The sequence below is a fragment of the Rhodococcus sp. 4CII genome, assembly GCF_014256275.1.
GTDB classification, from domain to species: Bacteria; Actinomycetota; Actinomycetes; order Mycobacteriales; family Mycobacteriaceae; genus Rhodococcus_F; species Rhodococcus_F wratislaviensis_A.
In genome coordinates, this window is sequence record NZ_JACCFE010000005.1 from 157,260 (window position 1) to 166,131 (window position 8,872).

Consider the following 8,872-nt stretch of genomic DNA (forward strand, 5'->3'; position numbering starts at 1 on the left):
AGACCCCGCAAGCGTCCAGCGCCGCCGAGCCGACCGAAAGTAGCCGCACATGACCATCCTCGCCGACAGCAAGGAAATGCAGATCTCGCAGCTTCTCGGGACCACCATCGAGCAACTCGACATCACCGACGCTGCATTCAAGGCTGCCGAAAGCTGTTACCTGGACCTAGGTGACCACCTCTCCCAGGCAAGCGCACAGGTTTACGTCCAGGGAAGTTTCATGCTCGGAACCGTCGTGCGCCCGCACCACGGCGACGGCGAGTACGACCTGGACCTCGTGTCCCAACTCGACGTCGCAAAGACCTCTACCACGCAGCAGGAACTCAAAAACAGGGTAGGCGCACTGCTTGACGACTACCGCAAGGATCATGACGGTGAGGCCTGCGAGAGCCCCGGCAAAGTCTCCGAAGGCCGACGCTCCTGGTGCCTGCACTACGACAACTTCCACATGGACGTGCTTCCCGCCATTCCGGATGCCGATTCCCCATCGGCGACCGCGATCGAGCTCACGGACCGCAACCTACGGAACTGGCAGAAATCCAACCCGCTGGCCTACGTCGAGTGGTTCCGCACCCAGTGCGCCAAGCAGTTCGAGGAAGAACGCGCCATACTGGCCAGTTCGTACGGCTCGGTCGACGCGGTGCCCAATCACCGCGTACGCACCCCACTCCACCGCGTCGTACAAATCCTCAAGCGACACAGAGACATCTACTTCGCCAACGACCTCGACGACCGCCCCCCGTCCAGCCTCATCACGACCCTCGCCGGCAAGGGATACGAGGGCGAAACGGACCTCGTCGACGCGACCATGAGCGCAGTACAGCGAATGCCCGAGCACATCGAAAAGCGCAGCGGGCGGTACTGGGTGGAAAACCCCGCCTGTGACGGTGAAAACTTCGCCGACAAGTGGAACGAGTACGAGACTCGACGCCTGAAGTTCGAAGACTGGCGAGCGGCTGTCGAGCGCGATCTCAACGAATTCCTCCTGGAGACCAAGGGAGTCGTCGCGCTCCACCAGCGGATCGCGAAGGCTTTCGGCAACGCCCCGGTCGAAGAGGCCCTGAAAACGCTCGGCGCACGGACCAACACCGCCCGGGAAAACGGGAACGTCCACTTCTCAACCGGGGGGCTCCTCACGACAGCATCGACGGCAACCGCCGTCCCGGCACATAGGTTCTTTGGTGGCGAAACCGCACGGTAGGCAGCTGAGCATCACTCAACAAGCTGTTCGTCTACGGCAGCAGTTTCCCGACGAGCCTGCACCTGCCGTGAAGTCCGGGACTCTGGTCTGGTCAGTCACTCTGCAACCAACGCCGATGAGCGTGCACTACACAATAGGGATTCGGTACAAGCATCGGCAGCGCCCGAGGGTGAAGGTCTTGTCCCCATCTCTCGAAACACGCCCGCGTGAACCGTTGCCCCACGTCTACCCGGGCAACGAGCTCTGTCTGTACTACCAGGACGAGTTTGTTGGCTCCGAAAACTTCATCGCCGACACCATCGTCCCGTGGGCAAGCGAGTGGCTGTACTTCTACGAACACTGGATGTCCACTGGTTCATGGCTTGGAACCGAAGCGCCGCATGAGCCCGGCATTGCGAAGCGGTAGTTCGGTCGCCCGTGATCCCGCAGGCGTCCGCGCACGGCGGTGGCCTCATGGGGCGGGCACTGCGAACAAATGGAGCCCGCTGACCTGCAACGCTGCACTTTTGGAAGTCGTCCCATTCCATGGGAAGGTCGACGCCCACCACCTTGAGACGGCATCGACCGTCAGGACGTCTTGACGGTGCGGAAATGTTGTTGAACGCGTTGGCTGTCACTCCGACAACCAAAGTGCTAATCGCCTGGGAGGCCAACTATGTCGAGTTTCTTCGCCGGCATCCGGGTGTCTACGACACGCCAGCCGACAACCGGCAGGCCGGTCCCTGAACACGTTGCTCCGGTCGGTAGACCTCGATGCCCTCGAACGTCGATGACACACCGGGGACGGTGCGGTTTGGTGCGCAGGTCGTCGCGGTATCGATCAGCAATGCGCACTGCCCACAGCTCGTCACAGCCGGCGTCGGAAGGATGGGAGTCTAGGAGGTTCACGCGTGGGACGGGTGCCGTCCCTCCTGCCTATAGGTTGCGCGCCTGGCCAGCAGCGTGTCTATCTCGCGCCGCTCGACCTCCTCCACCGTCACCCCATCCAACTCTGCGATTCGCGGAATACGGGAAGCCGCGTTGACGCATTTCGTACACCAAGGAAGAAGACACACCCGTGTAGCGACCATCGCGTTCATGAACATGATCTCCTCATCTCGCTGCCGCGACACGACGAATCGCAGATTTCCGTCCGTGGCCTGACACGCATTGATGTGACCCCAATGTTTTCGCTGTCCCGTTCCTTGTGCAGCCTCGACAACCGAACAATCGGGCAGCTGAACGCAATAGCGCGTCGGGACACCGTAGACATTCGGCGCTACACAATGATTATGGAGACCGCGAAGACCGCAACGTTGACAACCGACTTGCGTGAGCCTTTCCTCGAGTTCGAGAACGCGCTGGAGATCGGTGTGGCTGGGGCGAGCGTCCGGTTCGCCATCCGGCTCCTCGAACCGGGCGCTGTCGCCTGTCGCGCGGAGCCAGCGGTTCTTGTTGCGACCCCACAACAGTCGACACCCGGTTCGGGGTTCGTTGACAACAACTGTCCCCCACTCGCTGAGCCGTTCGAACTTGTCGCTTTCCATGTGCCGACTGTACGACGCACTCGTATCGAAATCAATTGGTGCGCAATGTATCTACCATTGCGTGCAACAGTCGAGTGCATGAACGTGCATCTTTCGGATCGGCAACTGCGGGCATGCGCTCGATTGGATGTCGGGAGTATTCGATCATCTATCGAGCTGTCGTACGCTCGGAATCGGGATCATCCGATGCGGTCCCCGATAGAGTGGTCATTACTGCGAAGGTTGCGCTCACGGGAACGTCGCCGGCTCGTTCCGGTAGCGATTGAAGGCTCCGCGCGGCGAGATCGTTTGGGCTACTCGTTGTGATCGAACATTCTGGACCGGAGGAATTGCCGTGATTGCGGCGGGGACGGAATTGGAGGGCTCACGGGTTGGTGGCGGGCAGAACCTCGATGGTCCGGCGATGCGCCCGGGTGCACGCAACATAGATCTTGCGGTGCATGTCCTCAGCCTGCGACAGGCCAGCGGCGAGTGCTGCCCGCTCGGTGTCACGCAGCCGGACCCCGACGACATCCCACTCCGCTCCCTTTGCCTGATGCGTAGTCAGGCCAGGGACCAGACGACCGGGAAAGGCTAGTCGTTCCTGCAGAAGAGCCAAACGGCGCGTGTGAGCTGTGCGCGGCTTACGCAGTTCTCGGGCCGACACGGTTTTGATGACGTCGACGAGCCGCAGGTAGGCCGCCTTTACGGCGTCCTTTCCCCCTGGCTTCAAAAGCTGCACCACATCTTGGAGTCCGGGTTCGAGTTGCCTTAGGCTGTCGCGGTCCTGCACGTTAAGCGCGGTGAGCGCATCGTTGAGAAAGGTAGCTTCGAGTTCGAAGATGTTGCGGGTGACGTGGTTCAGCAGCAGGGTGGCTGCAGCTTCCTCGTACCCGCCCTTGAAGGAGCCGAAGGCAAGGGGCAGGACGCCACCGCCGGTGTCCCACAGTTCCTCCCACCACAAGGCGAGAACCACGTCGAGATCACCCGGGTAGGTATGGAGGGTCACCCCGTCTCCATTGCGCAACCTTGTGGCGAGCATACGTTGCTCGCTATCGCGCCAACGAAATGACTGTGTGAGGGGCAACGTCGGCACGTTGGCGCGCTTGAGCATCTGAGGTATGACCTGTGGTCGGGCGCCGCGGAAAAGGTAGAGCGCTTGCCAAGGGTCACCCACCAGGGTTACAGCTACACCGGCGGCGATGGCTGACTCGATTATTGTGATGTCGAGGTCGTTGGCGTCGAAGACCTCGTCGACGATGAGTGCCCTCATCGTCTCGCCGAGTCGCTGACGCACTCGGCCGGCGGATTCAGGGTCCGCCAGCGCGAGCGCGAGTACGTCGCGCACGTCCTGGTGGGTGCAAGTTCCTTGCTCCATGAGAGTCACCACGTTGGCGGCTGGCACTCGCTTTTTCCAGGTCGGGGCAAGGATCTCCTGAAGTTGGACATGCCGCCCAGCCAGACTTAGCGTGTACACCGATCTCGTACTCTCTGTGCCGCCACAGGATGACCAACTGTCACACACATCCAGAAGGACCTGGCCGTCGGGCCACAATACATCCGCATTGGGCCACACAACCAACTTCAGGCGCAGCAGGTCGTGCAGCAAGTCAGACATGATCGTGTCGAGCGTGACGATTCGGTGTGGCCATGTCATTGCGCCTGGACCCCACAGCCTCTGCACTCGGCGACGCAGAGTGTAGGTTGCGGCGCGGGTAAAGCTGACAGCGACCACAGCCCGTCGGTCATGGCGATGTTCCGCAGCGAACCGATGCACGCCGAATCGCTGCGCAGACACTGTGGTCTTGCCGGTGCCGGGCCCTGCCTCGATGAAGACGTTCCTCCTCGAAGTCCCCGCCGCCAAACGCTGCTCAACCGTGAGGGTGTCGATCGCGCCGGCATGGGCGAGGCCGCCGGTCATGATGCGCTGGCAGGGACGGGAGCGGAAGCCTCACCCTCATCCGGGAGGGGAGAAGGCTTTGGCATCAGGTAGAGGAACTCGAAAATGCGCTCGTGCGGCCCCGGAACTTGGACCTGGACATAGGATTCTCCAAGAAGTCGCTTCTGGCGTGCATCTCGAAGCCGACCTGCAAGCGCCTGCGCGAACTCGCCTTTGCGACTGGCAGCTTTGCCAGCTGGCATGACCACGTCCCCCTCCTTGTGCTTGCTCCGGAATAGATCCCGAATCGCCTGCGGTGTAATGGGGTCGGGAACGGTGACACCGATGTCAGTGAGCGCATCTCTGATCAATTCCTGATTGCCTTCTGTGAGCTGCGGCTCAAGCGTAGGGTGGCTGTGCTCGACAAGCACGACCGAGCTGTCATGTTCGGCAGCCCAATCGGGAGCCGTGGGTGTGTCTCCGAAGTCAAGGTCGCTGTCGCGCAAGACCGCGAGTCGGCTACACAACTCGTGCCCTTGAGTCGCGAGCAGTCGCACCGCCCATGGTCCGACCTTGGTGCCCATGGGAACGATGCTCAACGCGTCGATGAAGGCCTGCTTGTCGTCGTCGCCGCCAGCCCAAGCCCAGCCCAACTCTCGAAGCACAGCCGCCTCGGTGACACCTTCGACAAGCAGGAGGCGATCGGCAAACAGCGACGCAGAACGGCTGGCATCGAGGTGCAGCCGAGTCTTACGCAGCACTTCGTCACGCGATGTCATCGGGATGTTTGCCACAGCCCGACATACACGCTGACCCGTCGCGTCCCGTCGGGCAATAACGACCTCTGTTGGATCACATGAAGTAACGATGTCGGTGGCATGGCTGGACAGGATGACCTGCAATTCCGGGCGTAGGTGCACCTGCCGGCGCAGGTAGCGGACGAGCGAGTGCTGGAGTTGAGGGTGCAGGTGTGCCTCGGGTTCTTCGATGACGAGGGTGACGTGGAAGGCGCCGTCGGGGAAGAACGAGTCTTCGGCGCTCTCGCTCTCTGCGCGTGCCTGGCGCAGGACCCGCTCAGCCTCTTCCAGTTCCTCATTCGGGGCCGCGTCCTGGGGCGGTTGAGCGTCGGCTTGTCCGGACCCAGCGTTCGCGTCGACGCCGGCAGCGGTCGCGATTTGTGTTGCGTCCGGGATGGCTGCCAGGGTGACGGCGATGTGGAGTAGGTTCACGTAGCCTAGGCCCACGACCTCGAGCGGAAGTGCTCCAGCGCGCCCCTCGGTGGTGGCTAGCATCAGCTCGAGGACCCGTGCGAGGTACCGGTCGTCGACCACTTGCCCACGGATATAAGGCCAGTTTCGGGAGACGCCAGCGGAGAGCGCCCGGAGCTGTTCTCCGACTCGCTCTTCCAGTCCAGCGAGGAGACCGTCGGTGGCAAGAGCATCGAGGAGGCCCGACGCGCGGCCGCGAAGGTGGGACAGGTCTCGCCCGCGGCCGCGGTTCTGCTGCTGGGCTCGAAGCAGCTCCACGAGGATTCGCGTCTCACGGCGCGCGAGTTCGTCCAGTGGGTTACGCCAAGCGGGCAGGTGTACGAGCAGAGTTTGCGACTCGACGTCGCAGACAACGCCCAACGGCTTGGTGGAGATCGCCCCAAGGTTGCGATGCATGGTCCGTGCCCACTCCGCGGCAATGGTTCCCGGCGAGCATCGTCCTGCCTGATCTTGGAGCTGCCGCCCGAGAGGCCCCTCGCGGGTCGAGTCGGAGTCGAAGCGGTATTCCACCTCGATGTCACGGTCGCCGCTTCCGAGTGCAGCGGCTGAGTATCTTGGCAGGTGGGGAAACCGTTTGGAGTGCGCAAGGTAGATCGCATCGGCGAGGGTGGTCTTGCCCCCGCCGTTGGCGCCGGCGATCACCGCAAAGCGGCCGGGTATGTGGATCTCTAGGGGGCTATCCGCAGCTCCCCGAAGGCCGCGAACGCGTATACGGCTCATGTGCATTACTGTTTCCCCATTTTCCGCTGAGTCGATCTGTTCGATGTCCGCACCTCGGGGCGAATAGTATCGAGAGTGACCCCAACCGTCGCCGCTTGGGAGAGCCTGACGGCCGATGAGATCGCCCGGTTCGTGGCCCGGGTTGCGTATCCCACCGAAACCGGTGGTGCTGGTGGACGAGGAGCCCGCCCCGGCGCGGGCCTATGGTGATTGGTGGGGTGCGATGGGTCTGCCGGATCTGGCGGAGAAGGCGCGCACGCTGCCGGAGACAGCCGTCGACCGACACGGCCCCTGATTCCGGGCGCGTAGCGACCACCAGGCTCGGTTCCCGGCCGCCGGCGCCTGAGGGGTGAGAGGGTGCGGGGTATGACATTCCGGCTGCCCACCACCCTCGCGACCGACTCGGACGCTGCGGCGATCACGTCGCTGAACCGGTACTACGGCCGCCCATACCTGGGCGACGACGCCTATGTCGGTGCGCACTTCGACTCCTGGTCGAGCACCGGCGACCGGGCCGGGGAGGCGGACCGGTTCACCGCGGATGACCTGGTCGCTGCGGGTGTTCTTGTCCGTGCAGATTCCGCCCACGGCGGCGCGGGCGATCCTGCACACCCAGGCCGAGGCGCTGAACGCCCTTCTGACGGCGATAGGGCCGGATCGGGACCTGGTCGACGAACCGAAGACGCTGAGCGCCGGATGGCCCGCCTGGGACTTGGAAACCGCCCTCCGTGGCCTGTACGAAGGCAACCAAGCTGATCGCCCGCAAACGCCCCTGGCTGTATCCGATCTGGGACTCGGTCGTCAGCCAGGTCCTGGGCACCGGGCGAGCACATCTGAACCCGGTCCGGGAGGCGCTCCGGGCCGATGACGGCGCGTTGCACCACCGGCTGCTGAATATCCGCGACACCGCGGGTATGCCCGAGGAGATCTCCGCACTGCGCGTGTTCGATGTGATCGCCTGGATGGACGGCATGAGCCGCGGCCTTGGGGAGCGCTCTGGCCTGGACAGATGACACGTCCCGGGGCCCTTGCGTGAGTCGGGGTTATGGTGCCGTTCATGCATGAGCTGTTTGTGGTGACGCATCCGCATTGAAAGACCATCTGAACTGGTCTTATGACACGTCCCGGATGATTCGTCGTAGGCGATTGAACCTGTTATTCGGGTTGTTCGGTGTTGAGGGCGTCGGTGATGTGGTCGTGGATCCAGGTTTCGAGGTTCTGGCCGGCGGTGTGGGCGGCGGCGTGGGCGCGGGTGTATTCGTCGTTGCTGAGTCGGATGGGGATGCGGTGGGCGGGGCCTGGGGTGGGCTGTTGGGGGAGTTCGCGTCTGAGGTGCTCACGCATCTCGCTGATGGGCAGGGATGCGAGGTCGGTGAGGATGTGAGCGCCGGTGGAGGCGGGGTCGTCGAGCAGGGCCAGGAGGAGGTGGTCGGTGCCGATCTCCTCGTGGCCGAGCAGGGCGGTCTGGCGCAGGCTGGCTTCGAGGATCTTCTTCGTCTTCGGGGTGAATGGGATGTGCCCGGCGGCCGGGGGTGGATCCCGCCGGTGCGCTGACACCCCCGAGCTTACTCTCGAGTGCCGGCGCGGTGACGCCCCATGAGGTCAGCGCTGCCGCTCCGGGGCCGCCGGCGTCGAGGATTCCGACGAGCAGGTGTTCGGTGCCGACGGAGTTCTGGTGGTGGGTGCGGGCGGCGCCGGCGGCGAGGACGACCACCTGTCGGGCTTGATCGGAGAATCTCTCGAACACCATGACGCGCTCCCTCCCAGGCGTCGCCGCGAGCGACGCGATCCGCTGCTGCCCATTCTGGGCGGTGCGTAGGTGGTTATGGGTGGGATCGATGCGACATCGGCACCCGTGGGCGTAATGGTGCTGTGACCTGGTGTGATGACATGTCCCCGGTTTGTGATGTGGGGGTGCCGGCGGGGTGTGTCGGGGGAGTGCCGGCACCGGGGTGTCGGCGGGCGCGCGGGGTGTCTGTTTCGTCCGGTTTGAGCCGTTTTGAAAAGTGTTTATTTGCAACATGGTTGGGTAATCAATTGGTGAGTAAGTTTTTACATGTGTTGTGCACAAATTTCAGGTTGTAAGGTTTGTAATTTGTTGTTGATAAACAGTTTTGGGTGTTTCTCGATTTTCGACTGTTTTGAGTTGCGTGGGGTGGGTGGTATGCTGTGGGTATGACATGGAGAGGCACGGGAAGGCGAGTGGGCGCCGGGTCAGGCACACCCCCACGCCTCCCCAGCTTCGTTGGGGTGTGGGGGACCGGATCGAACGTTCCATTTAAAAGCGCAGGTAAGAACC

8 protein-coding genes and 2 pseudogenes are annotated in these 8,872 nt (G+C 63.0%); 6 read left to right on the plus strand and 4 right to left on the minus strand.

Annotated features, from left to right (window positions below; translation table 11 throughout):
* The first annotated feature begins 49 nt into the window (after positions 1 to 49).
* Positions 50 to 1,201, plus strand: coding sequence for a nucleotidyltransferase (locus tag H0B43_RS40345; RefSeq protein ID WP_185730597.1), 1,152 nt, complete (start codon positions 50 to 52; stop codon positions 1,199 to 1,201).
* A gap of 115 nt (positions 1,202 to 1,316) precedes the next feature.
* Positions 1,317 to 1,607 carry a hypothetical protein gene (locus H0B43_RS40350; protein ID WP_185730598.1) on the plus strand — a complete coding sequence of 97 codons (291 nt, stop codon included), beginning with the start codon at positions 1,317 to 1,319 and terminating at the stop codon, positions 1,605 to 1,607.
* Between the two features lie 478 nt (positions 1,608 to 2,085).
* Here H0B43_RS40350 and H0B43_RS40355 read toward each other — a convergent pair whose 3' ends face one another.
* The 3 genes from H0B43_RS40355 to H0B43_RS40365 all read right to left on the minus strand — a co-directional run bounded on the left by H0B43_RS40355 (position 2,086) and on the right by H0B43_RS40365 (position 6,573).
* Complete coding sequence (locus H0B43_RS40355; protein ID WP_185730599.1) at positions 2,086 to 2,727, minus strand: hypothetical protein; 642 nt, start codon at positions 2,725 to 2,727, stop codon at positions 2,086 to 2,088.
* Positions 2,728 to 3,091: 364 nt separating this feature from the next.
* Positions 3,092 to 4,627 (minus strand): UvrD-helicase domain-containing protein, encoded by a 1,536-nt coding sequence (locus H0B43_RS40360; protein WP_185730600.1) that lies wholly within the window; start codon positions 4,625 to 4,627, stop codon positions 3,092 to 3,094.
* The gene (locus H0B43_RS40365) at positions 4,624 to 6,573 is read right to left on the minus strand and encodes an ATP-dependent endonuclease (RefSeq protein WP_185730601.1); all 1,950 of its coding nucleotides are present in this window, start codon (positions 6,571 to 6,573) and stop codon (positions 4,624 to 4,626) included. The genes H0B43_RS40360 and H0B43_RS40365 overlap by 4 nt, the downstream gene beginning before the upstream one ends.
* Before the next feature lie 115 nt (positions 6,574 to 6,688).
* Between H0B43_RS40365 and H0B43_RS40370 the strand changes: the two genes are divergently transcribed.
* From H0B43_RS40370 to H0B43_RS40375, 3 genes and pseudogenes are all read left to right on the plus strand, one after another.
* Positions 6,689 to 6,868, plus strand: a complete 180-nt coding sequence (locus tag H0B43_RS40370; protein WP_252190394.1) for a hypothetical protein — start codon at positions 6,689 to 6,691, stop codon at positions 6,866 to 6,868.
* A gap of 71 nt (positions 6,869 to 6,939) precedes the next feature.
* Positions 6,940 to 7,074: pseudogene (locus H0B43_RS42375) on the plus strand (hypothetical protein); the annotation flags it as partial.
* A gap of 40 nt (positions 7,075 to 7,114) precedes the next feature.
* Positions 7,115 to 7,586 (plus strand): annotated as a pseudogene (locus tag H0B43_RS40375) (DUF6308 family protein).
* Between the two features lie 142 nt (positions 7,587 to 7,728).
* Here H0B43_RS40375 and H0B43_RS43025 read toward each other — a convergent pair.
* Complete coding sequence (locus tag H0B43_RS43025; RefSeq protein ID WP_312037662.1) at positions 7,729 to 8,130, minus strand: Clp protease N-terminal domain-containing protein; 402 nt, start codon at positions 8,128 to 8,130, stop codon at positions 7,729 to 7,731.
* 94 nt (positions 8,131 to 8,224) lie between these two features.
* On the opposite strand from H0B43_RS43025, the gene H0B43_RS43030 reads away from it, so the two are divergent.
* Positions 8,225 to 8,392 (plus strand): hypothetical protein, encoded by a 168-nt coding sequence (locus tag H0B43_RS43030; protein WP_185950127.1) that lies wholly within the window; start codon positions 8,225 to 8,227, stop codon positions 8,390 to 8,392.
* Positions 8,393 to 8,872 lie beyond the last annotated feature (480 nt).

What these genes read in the sequence shown, in the direction of transcription:
- H0B43_RS40345 (WP_185730597.1), top strand. Translation starts at nt 50, where the DNA reads ATGACCATCCTCGCCGACAGCAAGGAAATGCAGATCTCGCAGCTTCTC.
- H0B43_RS40350 (WP_185730598.1), top strand. Translation starts at nt 1,317, where the DNA reads ATGAGCGTGCACTACACAATAGGGATTCGGTACAAGCATCGGCAGCGC.
- H0B43_RS40360 (WP_185730600.1), bottom strand. Translation starts at nt 4,627, where the DNA reads ATGACCGGCGGCCTCGCCCATGCCGGCGCGATCGACACCCTCACGGTT.
- H0B43_RS40355 (WP_185730599.1), bottom strand. Translation starts at nt 2,727, where the DNA reads ATGGAAAGCGACAAGTTCGAACGGCTCAGCGAGTGGGGGACAGTTGTT.
- H0B43_RS40365 (WP_185730601.1), bottom strand. Translation starts at nt 6,573, where the DNA reads ATGAGCCGTATACGCGTTCGCGGCCTTCGGGGAGCTGCGGATAGCCCC.
- H0B43_RS40370 (WP_252190394.1), top strand. Translation starts at nt 6,689, where the DNA reads ATGAGATCGCCCGGTTCGTGGCCCGGGTTGCGTATCCCACCGAAACCG.